20 protein-coding genes and 2 pseudogenes are annotated in these 23,619 nt (G+C 69.3%); 4 read left to right on the plus strand and 18 right to left on the minus strand.

All coding sequences use genetic code 11. The features are described 5' to 3' along the window. Positions 1–270 precede the first annotated feature (270 nt). Both U5640_RS36520 and U5640_RS36525 read right to left on the minus strand, forming a co-directional pair. Positions 271–609 (minus strand): annotated as a pseudogene (locus U5640_RS36520) (DUF6083 domain-containing protein); the annotation flags it as partial. Between the two features lie 162 nt (positions 610–771). After that, complete coding sequence (locus tag U5640_RS36525) at positions 772–1,044, minus strand: helix-turn-helix transcriptional regulator (RefSeq protein ID WP_340382373.1); 273 nt, start codon at positions 1,042–1,044, stop codon at positions 772–774. 618 nt (positions 1,045–1,662) lie between these two features. Between U5640_RS36525 and U5640_RS36530 the strand changes: the two genes are divergently transcribed. Beyond that, entirely contained in the window at positions 1,663–2,223 is a 561-nt protein-coding gene (locus U5640_RS36530; RefSeq protein WP_340382375.1) for a hypothetical protein, read from the plus strand. Between the two features lie 467 nt (positions 2,224–2,690). Here the strand turns inward: U5640_RS36530 and U5640_RS36535 are convergent, their stop codons facing one another. From U5640_RS36535 to U5640_RS36550, 4 genes and pseudogenes are all read right to left on the minus strand, one after another. Continuing rightward, positions 2,691–3,221, minus strand: a complete 531-nt coding sequence (locus U5640_RS36535; RefSeq protein ID WP_340382377.1) for a hypothetical protein — start codon at positions 3,219–3,221, stop codon at positions 2,691–2,693. Between the two features lie 202 nt (positions 3,222–3,423). Then, positions 3,424–3,624: pseudogene (locus U5640_RS36540) on the minus strand (hypothetical protein); the annotation flags it as partial. 41 nt (positions 3,625–3,665) lie between these two features. After that, the gene (locus U5640_RS36545; RefSeq protein ID WP_020134208.1) at positions 3,666–5,165 is read right to left on the minus strand and encodes an MFS transporter; all 1,500 of its coding nucleotides are present in this window, start codon (positions 5,163–5,165) and stop codon (positions 3,666–3,668) included. A 91-nt stretch (positions 5,166–5,256) separates the two neighbouring features. Continuing rightward, the gene (locus U5640_RS36550; RefSeq protein ID WP_340382381.1) at positions 5,257–6,237 is read right to left on the minus strand and encodes an NAD(P)/FAD-dependent oxidoreductase; all 981 of its coding nucleotides are present in this window, start codon (positions 6,235–6,237) and stop codon (positions 5,257–5,259) included. 671 nt (positions 6,238–6,908) lie between these two features. On the opposite strand from U5640_RS36550, the gene U5640_RS36555 reads away from it, so the two are divergent. Further along, positions 6,909–7,076, plus strand: a complete 168-nt coding sequence (locus tag U5640_RS36555) for a hypothetical protein (RefSeq protein WP_020134205.1) — start codon at positions 6,909–6,911, stop codon at positions 7,074–7,076. Between the two features lie 57 nt (positions 7,077–7,133). Here U5640_RS36555 and U5640_RS36560 read toward each other — a convergent pair whose 3' ends face one another. The 9 genes from U5640_RS36560 to U5640_RS36600 all read right to left on the minus strand — a co-directional run bounded on the left by U5640_RS36560 (position 7,134) and on the right by U5640_RS36600 (position 18,753). Beyond that, positions 7,134–8,111: a ribosome-inactivating family protein gene (locus U5640_RS36560; protein WP_340382384.1), complete on the minus strand. Its 978-nt coding sequence runs from the start codon at positions 8,109–8,111 to the stop codon at positions 7,134–7,136. Positions 8,112–8,292: 181 nt separating this feature from the next. After that, positions 8,293–9,159: a hypothetical protein gene (locus U5640_RS36565; protein WP_020134203.1), complete on the minus strand. Its 867-nt coding sequence runs from the start codon at positions 9,157–9,159 to the stop codon at positions 8,293–8,295. A gap of 249 nt (positions 9,160–9,408) precedes the next feature. Next, a complete protein-coding gene (locus U5640_RS36570) occupies positions 9,409–11,592 on the minus strand; it encodes a WD40 repeat domain-containing protein (protein WP_340382387.1) in 2,184 nt (727 codons plus the stop codon). Next, positions 11,583–13,178, minus strand: a complete 1,596-nt coding sequence (locus U5640_RS36575) for a helix-turn-helix domain-containing protein (protein WP_340382389.1) — start codon at positions 13,176–13,178, stop codon at positions 11,583–11,585. Before U5640_RS36575 ends, U5640_RS36570 begins: the two co-directional genes overlap by 10 nt. 81 nt (positions 13,179–13,259) lie before the next feature. Further along, positions 13,260–14,138 (minus strand): alpha/beta hydrolase, encoded by an 879-nt coding sequence (locus U5640_RS36580; protein ID WP_340382391.1) that lies wholly within the window; start codon positions 14,136–14,138, stop codon positions 13,260–13,262. Between the two features lie 229 nt (positions 14,139–14,367). Beyond that, positions 14,368–14,718 carry a UBP-type zinc finger domain-containing protein gene (locus tag U5640_RS36585; RefSeq protein WP_340382393.1) on the minus strand — a complete coding sequence of 117 codons (351 nt, stop codon included), beginning with the start codon at positions 14,716–14,718 and terminating at the stop codon, positions 14,368–14,370. After that, the gene (locus tag U5640_RS36590; RefSeq protein ID WP_340382395.1) at positions 14,715–16,187 is read right to left on the minus strand and encodes an ATP-binding protein; all 1,473 of its coding nucleotides are present in this window, start codon (positions 16,185–16,187) and stop codon (positions 14,715–14,717) included. Before U5640_RS36590 ends, U5640_RS36585 begins: the two co-directional genes overlap by 4 nt. After that, on the minus strand, positions 16,184–17,824 hold the full coding sequence (locus tag U5640_RS36595; protein ID WP_340382397.1) for an FAD-dependent oxidoreductase: 1,641 nt from the start codon (positions 17,822–17,824) through the stop codon (positions 16,184–16,186). The genes U5640_RS36590 and U5640_RS36595 overlap by 4 nt, the downstream gene beginning before the upstream one ends. A 113-nt stretch (positions 17,825–17,937) precedes the next feature. Beyond that, a complete protein-coding gene (locus U5640_RS36600) occupies positions 17,938–18,753 on the minus strand; it encodes an oxidoreductase (RefSeq protein WP_340382399.1) in 816 nt (271 codons plus the stop codon). A 139-nt stretch (positions 18,754–18,892) separates the two neighbouring features. Here U5640_RS36600 and U5640_RS36605 point away from each other — a divergent pair, with 139 nt between their 5' ends. Together U5640_RS36605 and U5640_RS36610 are read left to right on the plus strand one after the other, a co-directional pair. Continuing rightward, complete coding sequence (locus tag U5640_RS36605; protein WP_340382401.1) at positions 18,893–19,516, plus strand: TetR/AcrR family transcriptional regulator; 624 nt, start codon at positions 18,893–18,895, stop codon at positions 19,514–19,516. A 158-nt stretch (positions 19,517–19,674) separates the two neighbouring features. After that, the gene (locus tag U5640_RS36610) at positions 19,675–20,397 is read left to right on the plus strand and encodes a methyltransferase domain-containing protein (RefSeq protein WP_020134194.1); all 723 of its coding nucleotides are present in this window, start codon (positions 19,675–19,677) and stop codon (positions 20,395–20,397) included. A gap of 339 nt (positions 20,398–20,736) precedes the next feature. Here U5640_RS36610 and U5640_RS36615 read toward each other — a convergent pair whose 3' ends face one another. The 3 genes from U5640_RS36615 to U5640_RS36625 form a co-directional block, all read right to left on the minus strand. Continuing rightward, on the minus strand, positions 20,737–21,042 hold the full coding sequence (locus tag U5640_RS36615; protein ID WP_340382403.1) for a hypothetical protein: 306 nt from the start codon (positions 21,040–21,042) through the stop codon (positions 20,737–20,739). A gap of 233 nt (positions 21,043–21,275) precedes the next feature. Beyond that, on the minus strand, positions 21,276–22,298 hold the full coding sequence (locus tag U5640_RS36620; protein WP_340382405.1) for an NAD(P)H-binding protein: 1,023 nt from the start codon (positions 22,296–22,298) through the stop codon (positions 21,276–21,278). Between the two features lie 267 nt (positions 22,299–22,565). Continuing rightward, positions 22,566–23,501 carry an alpha/beta hydrolase gene (locus U5640_RS36625; RefSeq protein WP_340382407.1) on the minus strand — a complete coding sequence of 312 codons (936 nt, stop codon included), beginning with the start codon at positions 23,499–23,501 and terminating at the stop codon, positions 22,566–22,568. Between the last annotated feature and the right edge of the window lie 118 nt (positions 23,502–23,619).

Below are 23,619 nucleotides of genomic sequence, written 5' to 3' on the forward strand. Positions count from 1 at the left end.
GGTCCACACCCCCTGCAGCGCACCGGGGCCGAGGATCTCTGCGGTGCAGCGGGTCCGGCGCCGGGTCTGGGCGACGCACTGGATCTCATCGACGGGGCGGGAGGCCAGATAGCGGACGAACAGCATTTGCACGACGGGCCGGGCCGGACGGCAGACGGCCTCGCCCGACGGCCCCTTGGCCGGTGTGGCTGGAGGAACGAGGACTCCCGTGTCGAGCAGACGGCGGCTGCGCAGGGCGAGAGCCCTGCGCAGCCCGGACAACTGCGGCATGGCCATCGGCGCCGGGAGGGCAGGGCACAGCAGGTCATGGGCCAGCCGGCACCAGCTGCTCCCGTCACCTGCGGGATGGGCAATGCCGCGGCTGACGTGCCAGCGGCAGGACTCCGGCACCCCGGTCACCGGCAGTTCGATCGGATGCAGCTGCACCAGTCGGTAGTCGGCGCGCAAGTAGGACTCGACTGTATTGCCGCATGCGCGGCAGGAGGTGGTCTGGCCGCAGCGCAGCAACCGGCTGGCGCTATCGGGGGCGATACGCAGGGACCGCCGCTGAGGCGCGCTCGCGCGGCTGCCGGCCCAGCGACGTGCTGAAGGAGAAGAAGAGGAGCACATGCGGGCGAACCTGCCAGCCGACACGCCGTATCGGCGACGCCCGGCCCTGATGATCCCCCGGGCAGAGCAGAGTTGGGCAACAGCAGTGCGAACCACTGCTCGCACATTCGATATGGCATTGCCGGATCGGGTGAATTGCCGCCGGTGCCGGACGGGCCCGGATCAGCTGTCGGGGCTGCCGTCGGCTCCGGGCAGGTCGTGCTCGCGGCAGAGGGTGGCGAAGAGCTCGTCGAGCGGTGTGTCCAGGGCATGTGCGAGGGCGTGCCATGTCTTGAGGGTGCCGACGGTGCGGCCCTGCTCGATCTCGATCACAGTGCGCCTGCTCAGGCCGCTGCGGGAGGCGAGCTCGTCGTAGCTCCACCCGCGCTCAGCCCGCAGACGCCCGAGCTCCAGTCGGAGGGCGTCGAGGTCCGGATCGGGTGGCAAGATCGTCACCAGACCATCCGACGGTGCAGACCCCTGCCCTGTCAGTGCAGACATCTGCCCTGTTTCTCCCGATGGCTCCACCGGCGGGAGGGCAGGGGTCTGCACTACGGTGTCGGCCGTCCCGCCGTACCGCGCGGTGGGGCTGGCGCCGGACCGGGAAGGGAGGGATACACGCCCATGAGGCTGCGCACCCTGTGTCCTCAGGCGGCGCGGAACTGGACGGTGGAACTGCGATGCCAGACCGGCGGGCTCGTTCTCGTTTGCCAGCACTGTCCCCAGGACGGCCGGCGGGTCACCGCGCAGTCCGCGCGCTCGGCGGCCCTCGCTCACCTCGCCCGGCATGCCCGCGGTGACCTGAGGGCGCCTCACCTGCGGATCTGTCAGTGTCATGAACGCGGCTGCCGTTGGCACCGCCGTCACCGCGGGTGCGCGGGGCCCATCCGCCTGCTCCTGGCTTGCGAACGCGGTGGCCGTGTCTGGCGCCTCGCCGACGCCTGCGGCGCCTGCGCCGCGGCAACCGCCCAGGCCGCCATCGTGCCCGACACCGTGCTGGCCGCACCCTTCCGCCTGCCTTCCGCGCGGCCGCGCGGTCCCCGGCCCAGCCGGGGGCCGGGGGAGCATGTCCGCGTGAGCGAGATCCTCAGCTATTTGGCCGCGGCCCTGCCCGCGGACGTGTCCGCCGGGGCGAGGCTCCTCGCCCTGCAGTGCGCCCTGCGCATGAACGCGTACCTGCACGTCGAACTCCGTGCGGGCCTGCTGCGCAGCCTTCGTATCGATCCGGTGCAGGCCTGCCGTGAGTTGGAACAGGCGCGGTGGGCAAGCATGGTGAACGGTCCCGGAGCGGCCGGGGTGGCTGCGGAGCTTCGCGACGCCACGCTGCTCGCCCAGTCACCGGCCCGCCCCGACCGGCGGCGCGCGGCCGACTGGGCGTTGCGCACTGGGTCCCCTGCCCGGATCGGTGGGGCAGAGCCGCAGCTGCGGCTGTCGGGCGTCTATCTCGTGGCGCGCAGCGATCCGTCCTCGGGAGAGGGGCTGAGTGAATGCGACCGGATCATTCGTGACTGTGGCCTCCGCGACCAAGGGTTCCACGGTGTGCTCAGCCGTCTGACGGCGAACGGCGTTCTGGAAGGGTGGCGGATCTGCCCGGATTCAGGCGACGTGCACTGGACGCTTGCACTGGGGCGATGACCGGCAACCCCTTTGCGAACCGTCAATCGTCGGCCGCGGCGGTCACCGCCGGTTCAGCAAGAGCATCCTCCGGTCCTTGTCCGGTGGAACCCCCAGGTATCGTCGTTTCTGTCTGCTATCCATGCGGCATATCCCGTCAGTCACAAGGGCATCAATGGGGACGCCGTGCTCTGCACTGCCCGCATGCGCCGAGAAGAAGTGTCACGTCGGCAGGCCGACGAGCCACCTTCTGCTCCTGCGGTAGGTCAGTGACGTCCATGAGGGCGCCTCGGCGGGTCGTATCCCCACAGGTGGCCGCACGATGCCGTAGCGTGCCGCGCCCGCTGGTCCTGGGGAACCGACGGAATGCGCTGGTCAAGAGATATGCCGCGCTGGCGAAGATCGTCTCCCGCGATCACCAAGATCTGCTCCCACGTGGCAGGTGAGTGGCCTGCTCGTCGGCCGACGCCGCCTGCGGGCAAGCCCGGTCACCAGTACCTGCTCAGCAGGTCGTCGATACCCTGGCGGAAGCGAAGTGGCCAGCGGTGTACAGCAGCCGAGCGGGCAGCGCACGCTCGGTCGGCGGCTTCGTGCCGCCCGGTGACAATCACAGGGGTGTGATCGCCGAGAGCGCGGAGCTGTCCGTCATAGAGGCACCCTGCGTCGCAGCCCTCCAGGTGTTGGTCGATGGTCCCGGTGGTCAGGTGGTAGAGGTGGGCACCGGTGTCAGCGATGCCGCTCGGCGCCGTGACCATGGTGAGGAACTGGTTCAGCTGTGCGGCGGCCGCGCTCGCGGAGAAGACGAAGACGTTCTCTTTCCGACGCAGCGGATGATTCCCCGAGAGGCCCTTGATGTAGGCGGGGGCGTCGAGCAGTCCGTCGCGTTCCACGGAAACGTGGGCCGGGTCGTACTGACCCAGGCATTCCATGCACGCGCGGCCCGGTGCGGCAACGTGGGCACGCCAGTCGGTGCCCTTCAGACGCCCACCGCGCGCATCGACCGAGATTCCACCGTCCACGACAGGGATGAGGTGGGCGTAGGCGAGGAGGTTGAGGGCGGCGCGTGGCCAGGGCCGGTCGACGCAGGAAAAGAGCAGGTCACAGTCTGGCAGCGGCGAAGCCGTCCGGTTCCACGACGCTCAGCTCGTACGGCGTGACTCGGATGTTCGCGCCGGTGGCCGATTGCCGTGCAGCGCGCGTGGCGATGTCCACTTTGTAGGTCAGATCGCGCTGGAGTTCGCCTGCGGCGAGGATTCGCACCAGGAACTTCACCGTGGACAGCAGTTCTCCGCGGCGCGGGTGGCGGGCGGTGAGGTCCATTGCGGAGAACGCTCCGCAATGGATGCGCAGGGCGAGACGGTGGCGGTGGAAGCCTGGAGATGCCCTCCTTTCCTGCGCTGATGCGTGTCGTGAGAACAGCAGTCATCGCAGGAAAGGAGGGCATCTCCAGGGTGGATCCAGGCTCAGTGGGCCATCACGGGCTCGCCCTCGGACGGCTCCAGGGCCCGGTTCGGGATCAGGAGCGCGGCGATCACCGCACCGACCACGAAGAATCCGGAGCCCCAGGCCAGGGTGGCCGTGTAGCCCTCGACCCCGGCCTGTGCCGCGGCCAGCGCGCTGGGCTTGTGCGACGTCAGGTAGTCGGTCGCGGCCGACGAGGCAACGGTGGTCAGCAGCGCCGTACTGATCGAGCCGCCCACCTGCTGACCGGTGTTGATCAGCGCCGAGGCGACACCCGAGTCCTCGTGGTGCAGGCCTGAGGTCGCCCCCTGGAACGCGGTGGTCATCACCGCGCCGATGCCGAGACCCATCAGGATCATGCCGGGCATGATGTGGGCGGCGTAGGTGCTGTCCAACTCGATCTGGGTCAGCATGGCCATACCGACTGCGGCGACCAGGAAGCCGGCGGTGATCACGATCTTAGGGCCGACCCTGGGCAGCACCAGCACAGGCATGGTGGTCGACGAGGCGACGACGGCCGCGACCATCGGCAGGTACACCAGACCGGTCTTGATCGGCGAGTAGCCGAGGCTGGCCGCGAAGTAGTAGGTCAGGAACAGGAAGATCGAGAACATCCCCATGCCGATGACGAACACCGCCATGAACGAACCACCGCGGGTCCGGTCCAGCACGACGCGCAGCGGCAGCAGCGGATGCGCGACCCTGGTCTCCAGCCAGACGAACACCGCGAGCAGCACCGCGCCGGTGATCATGGAGCCGAGCGCTACCGGGTCGGTCCAGCTGGTGGACTCGACGTGCGCGAACCCGTAGACGACGGCGAACAGCGCGGCACTCACCACCAGGATGCCAGGAATGTCGAGTTTGGGCTTCTTGGTGATCGCGGGCTTGGCCAGCAGCAGCAAGGCACCGATCAGGGCGGGGACCGCGAAGACGACGTTCACGTACATCACCCAGCGCCACGACGCCCATTCGGTGAGCATGCCGCCGACCAGCAGCCCGACCGCGCCGCCCGCCCCGCCCAAGGCACTGAAGATACCGAAGGCCTTCGCCCTTTCGGACGGTTCGGTGAAGGTCACGCTGAGCAGGGAGAGCGCCGCGGGCGCGAGCAGTGCGGCGAAGAGACCCTGGGCCACACGTGCCGCGACGAGGATCTCGAAGCTGCCGGCCGAGCCGCCGACGACGGACGCGGCCCCGAAACCTGCCAGGCCGATCACGAAGAGGGTACGTCGGCCCAACAGGTCACCCAGTCGGCCGCCGAGGAGCAGCAGGCTGCCGAACGCCAGCGCGTAACCCGTGATGACCCACTGCCTGCTGCCGTCGCTGAAGCCAAGATCCTGCTGCGCCTCGGGCAGCGCGATGTTCACGACGGTCGCGTCGAGCATGACCATGAGCTGTGCCATGCCTATGACGGCCAGCACCCACCAGCGCACGGCATGTGAGCCGCGAAGGCCCGAGTCTTTCTTCCCGGAGGCGGGCGCCTCGTGGTCAATGCTGGTACTCATTTTCTTCCCTTGCTTGGTGGGCATGACTGAAAGCCGTCTGGAATCTGATGGGTTTCCTCGCCGGTGAAGGTGAGGGTGGTGGCTGGGGATTTCAGCCCTGGAGGGCCGCGTCGGTGTCCGCGATGGCCAGCTTCTTGTTGATGTCGATGCCTGCCAGTGCTCCGGCCGCTGCGGAGGCACCGACCTGGGCGACCGGATCGGTGACGTTGCCGGCCACCCACACACCCGGCACCTCGGTGGTGCCGTCCGGGCCGGAGGCGAAAGCGCGGCCCACATTCGGCAGGTCCCGCACCGGCAGGCCCAGTCCTTCCAGGCCCTGGGTTCGGGCCTGCATCTGCGGGACGACCGCGAGGACGCGGCGGGCCACGACCTGGCCGTCGGCCAGGCGCACCCCGGCGAGGGCGCCGTCCGCGTCGTCGACGATCTCGGTGACCGGGGTGTCGATGACGCGGATGCCGCGGGCGGCGAAGCGGGCGCGGGTGTCCTCGTCCAGGTCGGTGCCGTGGGTGAAGTAGGTGAGGTCCTCAGTCAGCTGCCGGAACAACAACGCGGGGCCGATGGAGGCCGGGCTGGTGGCGAGGATGCCGATGGGCTCGTCGCGCACTTCCCAGCCGTGGCAGTAGGGGCAGTGCAGCACACTGTGTCCCCAGTGCTTGGCGAGCCCGGGCACCTCAGGGAGCACATCCTTCAGGCCGGTGGCCACCAGGACGCGGCGGGCGGTGATGCGGCGGCCGTCGGCCAGGGTGACGGTGAACCGCAGGTCCCCGTCTGCCGCCGGGGCGGCAGGCTCGGCCGAGACCACCTTGCCGTGGACGACGCGTCCCCCGTACTGGCGCACCTGCTCCCGGCCCCGTCGAAGGATCTCGGACGGTGGGGTGCCGTCGAGGGCGATGAGGCCGTGCACGGCATCGGCGGGCGCGTTGCGAGGGGAGCCACTGTCGATCACGACGACCGAGCGGCGGGAGCGGGCCAGGATCAGTGCACCGTTCAGCCCCGCGGCGCCCCCGCCGATCACCACCGCGTCGACGGTCCCCTCGGCCAGGGCGTCGCTCGCGTACGCAGAAGTCGTCATAGCTGTCGCCTCCTGCTTTTCCTTTTCGGTCATGGTTCGCTCAACCCTTCGAGTTCCGGGTGGTTTGCAGGGGCCAGCTGTTCAGGAAGTCCAGGAAACAGGCGGGCACGCAGCCCATTCGGTGAGCTCAGGACCGTTGTGTACTGGACTGTCAGAAACCTAAGCGGTTCTGTACTGAGATGTCAAGTAAGGCAGGTCGCCCCTCGTTCGCCACGATGATGCCCGGAATGTCGAGTTTGGACCTCTGAGTGATCGCGGGCTTGGCCAACAGCGGTAAGGCGCCGATCGGGGCGCTCGATGGCTACGGGCCCGTAGATGCCGGCGGAGTCTTCGCCGGGGCGAACAGCAGAAGACCGCAGGGCCACGCTCTGATCGAGACTCAGCTGGTGCTGGAGCGCCGTGCCGAGTACCCGATCAAGTGCCGCGGCGGTGCCGACTGAATCCAAGCTGCGCGGAGCAGGCGGTGCAGCATGGCCCGGGGGGGCGACGGTCGGCCTCCCCAACTCACGCTCCAGTACGGCCCCGCCCATCCGGGCCAGCCAGCCGCCTTCGGGTCCTGGACGCCTTCGTGCGGAAGCTCATCTACAAGTGGGCAACCCGCACACACCCACAAGCCGAAGCCCCGGTCACCGCCCGCCACCTCGGCATGTTCAGCAGGGCCAGGCGAGGCCATGGGGGGCTTCGGCGGCCGCGACAACCGCCGCTACCTCGCCAAGTTCTCCTGGACCAAGATCGTCTGGGGCTCGTCGAGGGGCCAGGGACGGATGAACGTCGGCGGTGAGAACCTCGCAGTGAGCGCCGCCCACCCCGCCCGCTGTAGCGGGCGGGGTGGGCGCTGAGGTGAGAGGCGAAGCCGGGTCAAGGGACGAGGCGGCGACGGCGGTGAGCCGTGGGCCTCACAGTTCGTCCTTGATGTTGGAAGTAACGGGTCGGATGGCGAGCGCGACCATCAGGACGGCGGCAGCGGCCGAGCGGTCGCGGATGTCGCCCCAGCCGACCGTGTGCACCCAGTTCAAGGCGCCGCCGGGGTTGGTGAAGACCCGGCTGATGCCGCGCCAGTTGCGGATCAGCTCGATGTAGCGGGCCATGCGGGTCTGGCCGCCGGTGGTGAGCTGATGGCCGAGGTCGGCGGCGATCGGGCGGAAGCGGGTGCCCTCAGAGATGGCCATGATCAGGCGGAGGATGCCGGCCGACTTGTTCCTCACGTAGTTCGCCGGCGCATGCGACGGGTTCTGATGCAGGTCGAAGACGGCCTGCCGGAGGTTCTGGTGGCTCAGGCTGAGGTCCTCCAGCGACGTGTTGGCCGATCTGGCGAGGTCGTTGTAGTTCTCGTGGCCGTTCATGTCGCCGTACTGCGTAAATCCGTTCTGCGTGGGGCTCAGGACGGCCGCGGGTATGTCCTCGGGGTGGTCGCGGCTGAGCGGGATGTACACATTGCCGGCCTGGGGCGAATAGAAGTGCCACCCGACGACGTACATGTCGCTGACTCTGATGATCAGGTGGATGGTCGCACCGGCTGTCGTCACCGTGAGGTCGATGTACGCGTGGTCAGCGCCGGCGCCCGGGGTGACGTCGACGGCGAGGTTACGGCCGCCCCGCTGGACGTTCTCCCGGTGACCGCCGTGCGCGTCGATGATGGACCGCAGGTGGCTGATCGTGTGGGCGTAGCCCTCCCCGCTGGCGTCGACGTCCCAGTGGGCGAGGTACCAGGTCGAGGCCGAGAGTTCGGTGTCCTTGGTGCTCAGGTTGAGAGTGCTGGACGCCTTCGAGGACGTCGAGTGCGTATGCGAGGGGTCGGCCAGCGCGAACGCGCCGACCACGAGAGCGGGCACGGCGAGCGACGTGCCCACGCGCTGCAACAGACGAGAGGCCATGGGAGGTCTCCGTTACGTGAGAGAGGGACGGGTTCCGGAATTCCGGATTCCTGTCGATCGTCAGGGCCGGAATGTTGTCCGGCGAGCCCCTTCCATCACCCAGAACAATCCGGGGGCACAGCGAAGTGCCCGCCGGCGTCGGGCCGGCGGGCACTTCGGATCTCAGGGGTGCCGCCACGGGTCAGTGGCAGTCGCTGTACTTGTTGGCACGCCCGTGGAGGATGAAGCGGAACTGCGGCTGCTTGCTGCTGTTGAGGACGTTCGCCGTGCCGTCGTAGTAGTAGTCGTGGTCCACGAGGGCCCGGTAACCGTAGCCGCCCCACACCTGGGAGGTGTGGTAGCCGTTGCCGTCCTTGACGGTGTTCCATGTGAAGCTGTCCAGCCAGAAGTGCGGGTTGACCCGCACCACGCGCATGATGGGCCTCGCGCCGAACCATTCCGTCCTGCCGGCCGGGACGCTCATGCCGACAGTGCGCGACCAGCCGACGGACTTGCCGTAGGACCACGAGTACGAGAACTCGGCGCCGGCGCCGACATCGAACAGCTTGCCGATGGAGCGCTCGCCAACGATGGAGCCGCCCACCGTCTTGGTGGTGATCGTCGTGGTGGTGTAGCTCTGGGAGACGTTGTAGTTGAGGGGGCCGCCGTTGTCGCAGTTGCTTGCCGTCTCGGACCAGGCTGTTTCGTCCCCCTCTTTCGTCCAGGAGGACGACTGGGGGTAGTAGCAGTGGCCCTTGAGAATCTTCCAGTTCGGGTTCAGGTAGTACTTGATCGATCGAGCCGGGCCGACCTGGTCGTAGACCGGGGACCTGTATTGGTAGCTCTTGTCGTAGAGCTCGTGCGTGGCGGTGTTGTAGAACCAGACGCTCTGGCCGCCCCGGTTGGAGCCGTCCTGGCAGATGCTCGGGAGCAGGTTGTCCCATTTCCCGTTGAGGTCCGTCTCGTTGGCCGCGCTCGCGGGCGTGGCGGAGGCCAGGCCCAGGCCACTGAACGCCAGGCCGCAGGCTGCGACGGTGAGCAACCACTTCTTGACAGGGGTGCGGATCATTTTCGAATTCCTTAGCTCGGTGACCAACCGTGCGTGAGATCGAGAGGTGATGATCAGTGCGGGTGAGAGTGATCTTTAGCGGCCGTGAATTGTCCGGCAACCCGGTTCATGGGCGTAAACAAACAGGTCAGCGACGCGTTCCCTGGAATCCGGCCCGTCGTGTCACGCGCGCGATCGCGGGAGCTGGAACGGCATACGTGTCACGCCACGCCACGGTCAGGGAACGCCAGCCGTCAGGGAATGCAGTGGTCACTGTGGACGGGGTGTGTCGCAGACGGGGTGGTAGGGCGCGTCGGGGATGTACAGGTGCCATTGGGCCGCGGTGAAAGTGGTGCCGGTGCGTGCGCAGGCCTGGGTGATGGCGTGGGAGGGGGTGATGGGGTACCGCTGAAGCGGGGTGTGGTCGCTGGTGGCGTAGAGGGTGGCGCTGTCGGGGCTAAAGGCGAGGGAGCGGATCGGCTCGCCGGGGGTGGGCAGGTTGCCGCCGAGGGGTTGTTGGGTGGCGGTGTCCCAGAGCTGGAGGGTGCCGGAGTCGCCGGCGACAGCGAGGGTCCTGCCATCGGGGCTGAAGGCAAGGGCGTTGACCGCTTCAGGGGTGTCACCGAGCGCCGCCGGGAAGAGGTTCGGCAGGACGCCCGTGCGGTGGTGGAGGGTTCCGTCCCACAGCGCCACGCGGCCGGTCATGTCACCCGCCGCCATGCGGGAGCCGTCCGGGCTGAAGGCCACGGCGTTGATCTGCTCGCCCTGGCTGAGGGTGCGCCGGGTGACCGGGCCGGACGGCAGCTCGGTGAAGTCCACGTCTCCCGCGAGCAGCCGGCCGTCGGGGCGAACGGCCAGGTGGACACTGCCGAGGTCGTTGAGCATGGCCGCTCTGCTGCGGCGTGCGGTGTTCCACACCTCGCCGCTCACACGACCGATGCCGCGCGTCCTGGAGGCCGGCAGTGTCCGGCCGCCGGGACCGAGCACGACCATAAGGACCGCTTCGGTGGATGACTGGTGCGCCAGGTCCAGCGTGGTCCGTTCGCGGTTGCGGGTCAGGTCCCAGATGACAAACCGTTGAGGGGAGGTTTCGCGGCCCGGGGCGGAGACGCTGTAGGTGAAGGCCGTGCTGTCGGGGCTGAAGGCCATCAGCGACATGGTGTCCTGTGTGTCCAGCTCCACGGCCGGCTCGGCGGGATCGAGCGACGCGGGCAACGGGGGCGAGGGCAGCGTACGGATCAGGTGCCCGTCACGGGTGTCGCGCAACTGGAACCGGTAGCCGCTCCCGGACGGCTCGGCGGTCGCGAGCGTGCCGCCGTCCGGGCTGAGCAGCGCGTTGTCCAGGGGGTAGCTGCTCCACGGGGCGGTGAGGGCCGCCCCGAGGTCGAGGGAGTGGACGGTGCTGCCTTCGAGGTAGCGCAGAATCGGCCGACCGGGATCCCAGGCGAGACCGCCGCGGAGCAGCTGGCCGTTCAGAGGATGGCGGAACACCGGGGCATTGGGGGCGGACAGCCGCCACGCCATGATCTCGTCATGTCCTGAGACCGCCAGGAATGCCCCGTCGTGGCTGAAGGCGATGTTCTGGATGTCCGGTTCGGCGATATCGGCGAATTGCCGTCCGGAGGCGGTGTCCCAGACGCGCACGCCCACGGACGAGACGGCGGCGAGCCGGGCGCTGCCGTCATCGAACGCGAGCCACGAGTTGTCGTCGTCACAGTGGTTCGCTCCGGGACTTTGCCAGCCGCCGGGGAGGCTGCGGTGGCGGGCGATGTCCCGGACCGTCATCGGACCGCCTCGGGGGCAGACGGCCACCAGCCGACCGTCCGAGCTGAGGGCCACGTTCGTCGGGTCGGCCGCCGCCGTCCGGAACAGCACCCGGCCGTCCGCGACGGAACGCATCTGCACCTGATCGTCTTCGAGGTGGCTCACCAGGTAACTGCGGTTGCTGGAACCGAAGCTGGGAATGTCCGACGACGGCAGACGCTGCCCGGTACCGGTCCACTTCCCGGCCGACACGTCCCACAGGCCCGCGCCGCTGTCCGCATCGACGGCCAGCACCCGGCCATCCGGACTGGCCCCTGTCACCTGGCCGTCCGGCAGTAGCCCCGAGGCGATACGGCGGTGCGTGACCACGTCCCAGGTCCGCCACTCCCGGCCGTTCGAACTGAGCAGCGTACGGCCGGAATCGACGAGCAGGCGCACGGCTCCGCTGCCGAACCCGGAGTCGGTGAAGGCGTCCAGTTCGGTCTGGGCGGCGGCGCCGAGCAGAGCCGAACGGGTTTCGGGGAGAGGGGCGATCCGCCAGGCGGCGACGCTGAGCAGCATGGCGGTCCTGGGGTCGGTCGTCCGCGTCGCGTCGGCCACCGCGGCGACCCGGCGGGCCGCCGTGTCGGTCGCTTCCTGCCGGCTGGTCCCGTGCTGCTGCCAGGCGACCAGGCCGGCGATCAGCGCCACAGCCAGGGTGGCGGAGAGCGCGGCACGAGGCGACGTGCCCTACGGGTGGTCTGGGTGGCGGCCCGGCGTTCGGCTTCGCGGGCATCGAGCGCGGCGGTGAGGAACGCCCGCTCGGAGGAGGTCAGCTCGCCGTGCTGCCCGGGCCCCCCGAAGAACTCCTCAGCGCGTACCAGGTGGGTGCCCCGGTACAGGGTTCCGGGGTCGCGGCCGAGTTCCTGCCAGGTGCGGGCGGCCTCGGTGAGGCGCCGGTGGTGGCGCAGCCGCTCGCGGTCCTCGTCGATCCAGCCGCGCAGCCGCGGCCAGCAGCTGATCAGGGCCTCATGGGCGAGTTCCACGCCGTCCGCGTCCGCGGTCACCAGCCGGGCGCGGGCCAGTTCCTCGACGACCGCGGGCACCTCGGGGTCCGCCCACTCCTCCAGTTCGGCACGCTTGACCGGGCGGCGTGTGTCCGCGGCGTCCTGTCCGGGTTCGATGAGCCGGAGCAGCACCTGCCGGGCCGTCCTTGCCTGGGCGGGCGACAGCTGTCCGTAGACCTGCTCGGCGGTGGCGGCGATCGCGCCGAGCACGCCGCCGACCGCTTCGTAGGCGGCCATCGTCAAGGTCCGGCCCCGGCGCCGCCGCCAGGTCTCCAGCAGGGCGTGCGAGAGCATCGGCAGCCCGCCGGGCTGATCGGCGACCTCTTCGACGAGCCTGGCGGTCAGCGCCCGCTCCACCAGCAGCCCGGCGGCCGCGGCCGGCTTGACGACCGCCTCCCGCAGCTCCGCCGGTGTCATTGGCCCGACCAGCAGTTGGGCGTCTCGCAGCGCGTCCACGAGCCCCCGGTGTTCGGCGCACCGCCCGTAGAAGTCCGCCCGCACCGCGATGACCACCCGCAACCGGCTGCCCGGCTCCCGGGCGGCCAGGAGCAGATCGAGAAACCGGGCCCGCTCGGCCCGGTCCCGGCACAGCGTGAATATCTCCTCGAACTGGTCGACGACGACCCAGCTGTCCGGCTCGCCCTCCTGCGGGGTCAGCAGCCGGCCATGCGTCGTCGCCGGAGTGGCCCCCGGTGTGAGCACCCGGAGTACGGCCGTGCCGCCCAGCTCCCGCACGGTCCGCTGAAGCAGCGGTATCAACCCGGCCCGCAACAGCGAGGACTTCCCGCTGCCGGACGCACCGAACACCACCGCGAACCGGTGCTCATGCACCAGATCCGACAACTGCGCCACAAGCCGGTCGCGGCCGAAGAACAGCCCGTGGTCACCGGGCTCGAACCGCACCAGCCCCCGGTAGGGCGCCTGCTGCTCCTTCTCCTCCTCGCGTGCTGCCGCCTCCTCGTCCGCTGCTTCCTCGGCCGCGGCCTTCCACCGCAGCTCCCACTCGGCCGAGTCCGCCCCGCACGCCTGCGCGTACGCCAGCACCACCGCCAGCGACGGCAGCCGCTCACCCGACGCCGCCTGCGCCAGCACGCTCACCGAGAAGTCCGTCCGCCCGGCCATCACCCGGTACGTCGGCTTCCCGGCCGCCTCGCGCAGCACCCGCAACTCATGAGCGAGACGCTGCAGAGCACCGGCCCGAGGATCCACCGGTCGCTCAGGGCGTCCCATAACCGCTCCGTTCACTCGCCTCGCACATGGCGCTTCCTCATGTCCTGACGGGAATGGGCGCGGGTGCCGGTCGTTTTGGGGTCAGGCGGCGTCGAGCAGGATGCGTGCCATCTCGTCGGGGCGCTCCAAGGCGGAGAAGTGGCCGGTGCGGGGCACGGTGATGCGGTGGACGTCCGTCAGCGCGTCGGCCACGCGGTCTCGTTCGGCGGGCTTGGACCAGTCGTTCTCGCTGTAGACGAGGGTGACGGGTGCCGACACGCGCGGATAACGCTCGCGGGCCCGGTCGAATCCCTTGAGGCTGCGGAAGATCCCTCGGCCCACCTTGTCGTAGCCCTGGCGGCGGCCGCTCCTCAGCAGCTCGGTGATGAAGTCCTCGGGCAGCTTGGACTTGTCGACGTAGCCGCCCTGCAGAATGGCCCGGAAGATCGGCCGCGGCTCCTGGGTGGCGAAGAAGGGGCCCAGCACGGGCATCCGCACGCTGGAGATGATGAGGCGGGCGATCAAGTTTCCGCGTTCGCCTCCTTGGGGGTAGTCGTAGCTGTTGAAGGCCACGACCCGGCTGACCCGGTCCTTCAGGTCGATCGATGCCTGCAGGGACAGGGCGCCGCCGAGCGATTCGCCCGACAGGGTGACGTCGTGCAGGTCCAGTCCGCGGACGAATTCGACGACCGCGGCCCGCAGCTGCGGCTCCTCGTACTGGGCGCCGGGGACGATGTCGGACCATCCCATCCCGGGCAGGTCCAGCGCGTAGACGGTGTAGTGGTCCCACAGCAGCGGGATCACGCGCTGGAAGTAGTCGAGCTGACCGCGCACAGTGTGCATCAGCACGAGGGCGGGGCCGGTGCCCACCGTGTAGTAGCGCAGCCGCGAACCGTCGGCCCGGGTGAAGAACCGCATCTCGCCGCGGCCGTCGCTCCAGGTTCTCGCGTACGTCGCGTCGGGAGACTCGTTGCGCTCCATGGTTCTGTCCTTTCAGGCGAGGAGAATGCCGCAACACGGGCAATCCGCTCATTTCTTTGATCTGTGAAGTTGATCAGGGCGCAAAGAGGTACGGTCGCCCGAAGTGTCCTGTCTCAGCGGCCCGCGAGGGCCGTGCCGGTGATCCGGTGAAGCGTCGGCCGGTAGCACTGCTCGGCCATGACCCGCAGCCCGGCGCGGATGTTCTGCAAGAGGCCCTGGTCGGCCAGGCTCAGCGCAGCGTGTCCGCCCAGTTCGCCGGCACACGCCCCGCCGGGCCCGGCGCGGGCTGGTCGGCAGGGTGGGCGTCCGGGGGAGCCAGGTCCGGACCGGACTCGTACAGCTCGGACGTCTCGAAGTTCCAGAACCAGGTCTCCCCCGGCTCGTAACTGCGGATCACCGGATGGCCGGTGTCCCGGAAGTGGCCGGTGGCGTGCTTGGCGGGTGAGTCGTCGCAGCAGCCGATGTGACCGCACTGGGCACAGCGCCGCAGATGGAACCACCAGCCGCCGTCGGCGTCGCACTCGACGCAGCCGGCACCGCTGGGCGGGACGCTGGGGTCGATACCGGTGTCCTTGGTCATGAGGGCTCCTGGGCCGGGTCGGGAGAGGTGTCGGGCTCGGTGGCGGTGAGGGGGAGCAGCACCTGGAAGCGGGTGTCGCCGGGTACGGACTCGACTTTCAGGTCACCGTGGTGCTTGTTGACGACGATCCGCCAGGAGATGTCCAGCCCCAGCCCCGTGCCCTCACCCACCGGCTTGGTGGTGAAGAAGGGATCGAAGATCCGTCCCCTGACGTCCGGCGGCACTCCGGGTCCGGTGTCCCGGAACTCCACGAGCAGCCGGTCGTGTTCGAGGGCGGTCCGGACGGTCAGCGTCCCTTCTCCGCCGGCGCTCTTGATGGCGAAGACCGCGTTGTCGATCAGGTTGGTCCACACCTGGTTCAGTTCGGCCGGGTAGGCCGGAATCCGCGGCACCGAGCGGTCGTACTCCTTCACGACCTTGACCTGTGGACCGATCTTGCCCGACAGCATCAGCAGCGTGCTGTCGAGGAGTTCGTGGACATCGGCGACCTGGTAGGGGGCGCGGTCCAGCTGCGAGTACTGCTTGGCGGCGTCGACGAGGTGCGAGATACGGCTGGTGGAGTCCTCGATCTCGGACATCAACAGCTCGGCCTCGACCGTGTAGGTGAGCCACCCGATGGCACTCTGCAGGATCTCTTCCTGGTCGCATGCCGCCGCGATCTGCTCCAGCCACTCGACGTCGAGACCGCCCTGCACGAAGGTCGGCGCGATCTGCCAGCCGTTCGGGACACCGTGGTCGTCCAGCCAGTCGGCGAGTGCGTCCTCCCGGTCGGACGCTTCGAGCGGGCCGAGTGCCGGCGCCTTGGAGACCCGCTCGGCCGTACGCTCCTGGAGGTCGACCAGGGCCTTCAGGGCGTCGCCGTGGTAGGGGCCCGAGGCGATGACGCCGAGCTTGGTGCGCATGTGCGCGACCCGGTCCCTGAGCGATGCGGTGGCCCGTACGGCGGCCGCGGCCGGGTTGTTGAGCTCGTGGGTGAGACCTGCGGACAGCGAGCCCAGCGCGAGCAGCCGTTCGCGCTGCCCGACGGCCCGCTGAAAGGTCTGCGAACCGAGAAAGAGCCCCTCCAGGAGATGGATCGCCATCGGGAACCACTCGTGCATGAAGTGCGCGAACGCTTCGGCGGGCAGGACGAAGAACCGCGTCGGCTCGGTCACCCGCAGCGAGTTCATGTACCGCTGCGGCTTCCCGTCCCCGACGTACGCCATCACGGCCCCCGCGTACACCCCTGGCTGGGACGTGCGGCTCACCTCGATGTCGTCGCTGCCTACCCGGCGCGACATGACGACCGCGCCCTCGATCATCACGTAGAAGCAGGCCGCCGGGTCACCTTCGGTGAACACCGGCCCGGGCTCGAACAGTTCGACCCGTCCCTCGCTGCACAGCCTGTCGATCTGCTCGGCGCTGAGCTTCTCGAAGAGGAACAGTGAGCTGATCTCCGCCGCATTGCACGGCATCAACTGCCCGCTCATGACTGTTCCCGATACCGGTGGACGAGCATCACGGCCATGGCTCCCTCTCCGACGGCGGACGCGACCCGCTTGGCGGACTCCGCGCGCGCGTCCCCGGCGACGAACACGCCGGGGATGTTGGTTTCCAGGTGGTACGGCGGCCGGTCCAGCTCCCAGTTGGCCGGTGGCCGCCCGTCGGGGGTGAGGTCGGGCCCGGCCAGGATGAACCCGCGCTCGTCCCGCAACACGGTGCCCTCCAGCCAGTCGGTCAGCGGGGCCGCGCCGATGAACACGAACAGCCACTGGGCGTCGACCCGCTCGGTCTGACCGCTCGTCGTGTCGCGCAACGTCAGCTGTTCCAGTTGGTTTTCGCCGTGCGCGGCCTCGACGACCGTGTGGGCCCGTACCGAGATGTTCGGTGCCTCGGCGATCTGCTGGATGAGGTAGTGCGACATGGACGCGGTGAGGTCCGCGCCGCGCACCAGCAGCGTGACCGACTTGGCGCCCCTGGCCAGGTACATCGCCGCCTGCCCTGCTGAGTTGGCGCCGCCGACGATGTACACGTCGTGCCCCTGGCAGGCGGCAGCCTCGGTGAGCGCGGAGCCGTAGAACACCCCGCGGCCCGACAGCTCGTCGGCACCCGGCGCCTGAAGCTTCCGGTAGGACACACCGGTTGCCAGGATCACGCTGTGCGCCGCGATCTGCGACCCGTCTGCGAACCGTACGAGCCGCGCCGCCCCGCTGCTCTCCAGACCGGTCACCTCCCGCGCGGAGAGGATCTCGGCGCCGAACTTTGTGGCCTGGCGTCGCGCCCGGTCGGTGAGCTGGCCACCGGACACCCCGTCCGGGAAGCCCAGATAGTTCTCGATCCGCGAACTCTGTCCGGCCTGTCCGCCGGTCGCCGACCGCTCCACCAGCACCGTACGCAGCCCCTCCGAGGCCCCGTACACGGCCGCGCCCAGCCCGGCCGGACCGCCGCCGATGACGACCAGGTCGTAGAAGTCGGCCGTGGGTGTCGTCGCCAGCCCCACGTGCGCGGCCAGTTCGGGCACCTCCGGCTCGACGAGCGCCGTACCGTCCGCCGTGATCACCACCGGCAGCCGCTCCCCGTCCGCTCCGGCCGCCGCGAGCAGCCGCTGCCCCTCGGGCTCCTCCGTGGAGTACCAGCGGTAGGGCACCTGGTTGCGGGCGAGGAACTCCCGGACGTCCGAGGAGCGCGCCGACCAGCGGTGGCCGATCACCTTGGTGGCCGGGACGGGCCGGTAGTCGCTGGACCGCCACGCCTCCAGCAGATCGTCGATCACCGGGTAGAGCTTCTCCTCGGGCGGATCCCAGGGCTTGAGGAGGTAGTGGTCGAGGTCCACGACGTTGATCGCGTCGATCGCCGCGTTCGAGTCCGCGTACGCCGTCAGCAACACGCGGCGGGCCCCCGGATACACGTCCAGGCCCTGTTCGAGGAACTCGATGCCGTTCATCTGCGGCATCCGGTAGTCGGCCAGGATCACCGCGACGAGATCACCGCGCAGCTTCAGCTCCCGCAGCGCCTCCAGCGCGGACTCACCGGACTCCGCCCGCACGATCCGGTACGACGCGCCGTAGCGCCGCCGCAGGTCACGGGCGACGGCCCGGGACACCCCGGGATCGTCGTCCACGGTCATGATGACGGTCCGCGCAGCGTCCAAGGGCGGTCGAACGAGAGGTGGCGATGCCGGCTTCGGTGTCTCTGGGTTGGACATGTGCGTCTCCTCGGGCGCCGCCCCGTACTGCGGGGTCAGCCGGCCAGTCGGTTGAGCTTGCGGATTTGTCCGTCGAAGGCGCGCGAGGGCACGATCCGGCGCAGGAGGCTGACGCGTTTGGCCATCGGGCCGGCGGTGTACCGGAGCTTGGGCCTGGAATCGGTGGCGGCCGCGACGATCTCCTTCGCGACAACGTCCGGGCCGTCGGCGTTGCGCACGGCCGTGGCCAGCACGTCTCGGGAGATCTCCCGCTGTGCGGCGTAGACCGGCAAGGGCGAGTCAGGTGCCATGCTGCTCGCCTCGAAACTCGTGCTGGTGTAGGCGGGCTCGACCAGCAGCACCCGGACGCCGTGCTCGCGCAGTTCGTGGTCGACGGACTCGGAGTAGCCCTCGACCGCATGCTTGGTGGCGGCGTAGACGGCCATGAAGGGGGCCGGGATCAGACCGAGGACCGAGGAGACGTTGAGTACGCGGCCACTGCCCTGGGCGCGCATGTGGGGCAGTACTGCGTTGGTCATCCGCATCAGGCCGAAGACGTTGATGTCGAAGACCTCCTTGGCCTGGCTGATCGAGCTCTCCTCGCCGGCGCCGACCGCGCCCACGCCTGCGTTGTTGACCAGGACGTCGATCCGGCCGAACCGATCGATCACCTCCCCGACCAGGGAGCGGACCGACTCGTCGCTGGCCACGTCGAGATCGAGGAACGTCACCCCGGCGAGCGGCTCCGCTTTCGCTGCGTTGCGGCTCGTGCCGACCACCGTGAAGCCGGCGCCCACCAGGGCGAGCGCCGCCGCCCGCCCGATCCCGGAGGAGGCGCCCGTCACGAGGGCCACTCGGTGAGCTGTCTGCATGGTGGTTCCTCGGGTTATGGGCATGGCCCTGTCGGGCACTGTCCGGCGAGCTCAGGACGGTTGTTTACTGAACAGTCCGGAACCTATGCAGTTCTGTACTGGCTTGTCAAGAAGTGTAGGTCGGCTTTACCTTCTTTGTATGGCCAGACCACGCAGCTTCGACCGCGACCACGTCCTGCATGCCGCCGAGCGGCAGTTCCGCACCGCCGGCTACAACGGCACGAGCGTCGACGACATCAGCGCAGCCACCGGCCTGGGCCGGGGCAGCCTCTACGGTGCGTTCGACGGCAAGCACGGCGTGCTGATGGAAGCGATGACCGGCTACTTCGGCCGGCTGGCGCAGGGTCCGCGCAAGATGCTCGACGGACCGGACGAGGGCGCCCTGGAACGACTGCACCAGTACTTGCTCCGCGCCGTCCACGGGGTGCCACTCGCCGCGGACGTACCCCCCGCCTCCGACCGGGCGGGGGCGGCCTGCTTCGCCGCCAAGATGGCCCTGGAGGTCGGCGCCTCCGACCCCGAGGTGAAACGCCTGGCCAACGAGTGCTTCTCCGTCGTCCGGGCGGCGGTGGCCGATTGTGTGCGAGCGGCGCAGCGCAACGGCGACCTCGACCCCGACGCGGATCCCGACGACCTCGCGTACCTTCTGCTGACCGTCATCCGCGGCAGCGATGTCGTGGGAGCGTACGGCCACAGCCCCGAGCGCCTGACCTCGATAGCGGAGAGCGCGTTCGCCCTGCTGCCTCGCCCGCAGCACCACTGACAAGGGCACGGCGCCGTCCGCGCCGTAGCGACGGCGTCAGCCCGTGTCCCGTACGCGGTGCAGCAGGCCCATCAACTCCCCGTACCGCAGGACGTGCGTGCGAGACCCAACCGTGCCGCAAGAAGGAAGCTGTGGAAAAGCACCGAGACACCGAGGCCATGCTGGCCCTGCTCGACGCGATGGACCAGATGCCGAGCGCAAGCCTGCTGCGGGCCCGCTCCTATGAACTGCTGTCTCTTGTCCCGGGCTCGTCTGTCGTGGACGTCGGCTGCGGTGCCGGGCGGGCCGTCGGCGAGCTGGTAGAGCGTGGCGTCCACGCGGTGGGCGTGGATCCCGATCCGTGGATTCTGGCCGCGGCCCGGGAGCGGTGGCCGGGGGCCGAGTTCTGGGAGGCGGGGGCGGAGGATCTGCCGTTCGCCGACGGAAGTGTGCGCGGCTACCGTGCCGACAAGGTCTTCCAATTTCTTCAGGAGCCGTGGCGCGCGGTGGCGGAAGCGCGGCGCGTCCTCTGCCCGGGCGGCAGGATCGTCCTGGTCGGGCAGGACTGGGACGCCATCATGGTCGACTCTGATGACGCGGCACTCACCCGCACGATCGTGCACGGCCGTGCCGACCTCCTGGGCACGCCCCGCGCCGGGCGCCAGTACCGCAACCTGCTCCTGGACGGCAGCTTCGACGACGTCACCGTCGAGGTGCACACGAGCGTGTTCACCGATCCCGCGATGCTGTCGTTGGCCACCATGCTCTCCGAGGGGGCCTGCACGAGCGGTGCGGTCGGCCGTGACCAGGCCGATGAGTGGGTCGCCGAACAGCGCCGACGCGCCGAGGCCGGCCGCTTCCTCATCGCCATTCCGTTCTTCGTGGCTGCCGCCTCCGCCTAGAGAGCAGATGGAGCACGGGCTGCGGGAATCCGCCCGTGCGAGACGCCTGGGCATGAGGGTGATGACGGCCCCGGTGTTCAGTGCCTCAGTACCGGATGAGCGGTTCTTGGTCCCAGGCATGGCGGCGTGCGTGCATCAGCCACGCGACGGCCTGTCGACGCCTCGGCGGCGGGACAGCATGACGAAGCCAGAAGCGTCCTTGGGGCGACTGACAGGGCCGGGACGAGCAGTCGCCCGAGGAGAACGCGGCGATCGTCACCGGCCCCGTCGAACGGCCGGTCAGCTCGGCGAGTTCACGGCGGGCCTCCGCGTCGGTCACCGACGACAAGTACCGCGTGGTCATCCCCGCCGACCAGTCACCGTCGCCCGCGCAGTGAAGGACGAAGGCGTCCCCGAGATCGCGAAGAAGCTGATCCTCAAGACCGGTGAGAACGCCGGACAGCACCCCTCGGTCGCCTCCGTCTGCCGCGCGCTCGCCGAAACCGAGGAGGCCGGCACCCGGCCGAGCCGGAGATCATCGCCCCGGACCGACCGACCCGCCTGGAGCTCACCGAGCCCGGCAGCAGGGCTATCGACGCGATGGACACGGTCGTTGAACAGACCGAGGACCAGGCGAACGACGTCCTGGCCGCGCTGCTCGCGCATGCACGACACCCAGGGGAGCACGCATGGTCCCCTGGGTGTCGCACCGCGCGAAGGGCCCGGGGCACACGGAGCCGAACGCCCTGGCCAGGTCGGCCCGTTCGGCCGCTGGAGGGGGTACTTGTCACCTGGTTCGCCGCTCGTCAACAGCGCCCCTTGTTCGCCCGCCCCGACGCCTGAGAGCCGCCCCTCAGGCTGAGGACTCCGGTGTGGCGTCATGCTCTGCTCCGGAGCTCTCACTGGCTCGGGGCGCCCACCAGTTCGCGCAGGCGAGTGTTGTTCTGCAGCACCCACCGCAGGGTCCGCGGTGCGCGCCCGAGCAGGGTTTCCAGCTGGTCGGAGACTTCGTCGTACCGCCCGCTGGCGATCAGACTGGTCTGGATCCTCAGGTGCGCCGCCACGTGCCGGGCCGTACCCGGGTCGCCCAGGTCCTTCTGCAGTGCGGTCTCGTCGAGGAAGGCATCTTGCCAGGTCTCCAATTCCTCAGGGATGTAGACGACCTGGCGTCCCAGCACGGCTGCGTAGTCCTCAGCGAACCCGTACATGTCCTTCAGCTCCGGGCCGGTGAGCGCGTAGGACTTCGAGATGTGCGGTGCGGGGTCGACCAGCGCCTTCACGCACACCTCTGCCACGTCGTGCACGGCGATGGGCGCGAGCCGCTGGTTGCCGAAGGGCAGGCGCAGTTCACCGTTGCTCAGCGGGCCCGCTAGCATCCAGGTCAGATGGGGGTTCTCGGCGAACAGGGTCGCACGCACGTTGACGGTCGGGAGGCCGGACCACTCCAGCACCCGCTCGCAGACCCAGTGCGCCCGCTGCTGCGGTGACCAGTCCGTGACCAGTCCGCCGAGCCAGGAACGCCGCTCCTCATCCGGTGCGGTCATCTTCTCGAACGTCATGTACGACTGCTCGTGGTTGGACATGTGCACGAAGGCCTCGATGTCGCCCTGGGCTCGCGCCGCCGTGGCCATCAAGGTGAGGGCATCGACGTAGTACGGCTGCGGGGTCATGCTGAAGTAGATGCGCTTGACACCCTTCAGCGCGGCGGCCACGTCCGCGAGTTTGAACAGGTCACCGACGAAGACCTCGGCCCCGGCCTCGCGCAGCGACTGCGCGCGTTCGTCGTCCCGCCGCACGAACGCGCGCACCGGGTGGCCCTGTTCGAGCAGCATGTTGATCATCACTCTGCTCACGCCACCGACGTGACCGCCGGCGCCGGTGATCAGAATGGGATTGCGCTCCGACATTGTTGTGTCCTCCATCTGGTTGGGGTGGGTCGGCCGTTCAGGAAGCCGAAGATGTGAAGTCGTCCAGGCGGGCGAGGAAGTCGAGGAGTGCGGCATTGGCCGAGTGGGTGGCGGGCTGGGAGCTCAGGGCTTCGAGATGATCGTGTGGCCGCTTCGGGGCTTGCTTCGGCGGTCTTCTGGAGGGCCGCGTCGGTGTCCGCGAGGACCAGCATCTTGTTGATGTCGGCGCCGGCCAGTGCGCCGCCCGCTGCGGAGGCCTCGACCTGGGCGGTCAAAGGAGGGTCAGCTGTTCAGGAAGCCCAGGATGCGATCGGCGACCGTCTTGGGCTGTTCGACGTGCGGGAAGTGCCCCGCGCCGGGTATGACGATGCGTTCGAAGCCGTTCGTGAACAGGTCGTCCATACCGTCGCTCAACTCCACGGCAAAGCAGTTGTCGTCGGCGCCGTGGAGGTAGAGCGACGGGACGGTGATGGCGCCGAAGGCCCGGGCTTGCAGGGACTGGGGCGCTTCGTCCGCGGGGGGCGTGAACAACTGGCGGTAGTAGCCCAGGACCTCGGTCAGGACTCCTGGAGCACCCAGGGTTTCCTTGAGCGCGGCACGCTCCGCGTGCGGCAGCTCGTAGCCGGGTGACCATTCCCGCCAGAGCCGGTCGATGAAGGCGAAGTCGTCGTGCGCGACGGCCGCCTCCGCCAGGGCTGTCTGGAAGAAGAACATGTACCAGCTGCGTCGCTGCTGGTCACCGTCGGTGACCAATGCGTTCATCAGTTGACGGCCATGGGGAGCCGCCATGGTGACAAGCTTGCGGACACGCCTCGCGTCGAGGCTCGCTGCCCCGTACGCCGCCGCGGCTCCGAAGTCGTGGCCGATTAGATCCGCTTGCTCGCGCCCGAGCGCTTCGATCAGGGTCAGGACGTCCTGGCCGGTCGAGGCAACGCGGTAGGAGCCGTCGGGTGCCGCGCCGCCGGGCCAGTATCCGCGCTGTGCGGGCGCGACCGCCCAGTACCCTTCCTGCGCAAGGCGGTCGAGGATCCCTGCCCAGCTGGCGGCATGGTCGGGAAACCCGTGGAGGCACACAACGAGCGGCCCGCTGCCGGCCTCGAGGATCGGCACCTCCAGTCCGCCTGCCTGAACCGTCCGATGCCGGACGCGGTCGCTCGCCTGGGACCCCCTGGCCGGGGAGTCCTCGCCAAAGGGCGGTCGCTGGGTCATCTGTGTCATGAGTTCAACCCCCAAGCCGCCTTCGCGGCGTCGCGGTCCGGCAAGCCCGGACCAAGTAGCAAGTAAGCGGCGAGTAGCGGGCCCGGACGACCTCGTTCTCCCGCTCGTATTCGAGGAA

Origin of the sequence: Streptomyces sp. SS7 (genome assembly GCF_037993025.1) — a bacterium.
GTDB lineage: Bacteria > Actinomycetota > Actinomycetes > Streptomycetales > Streptomycetaceae > Streptomyces.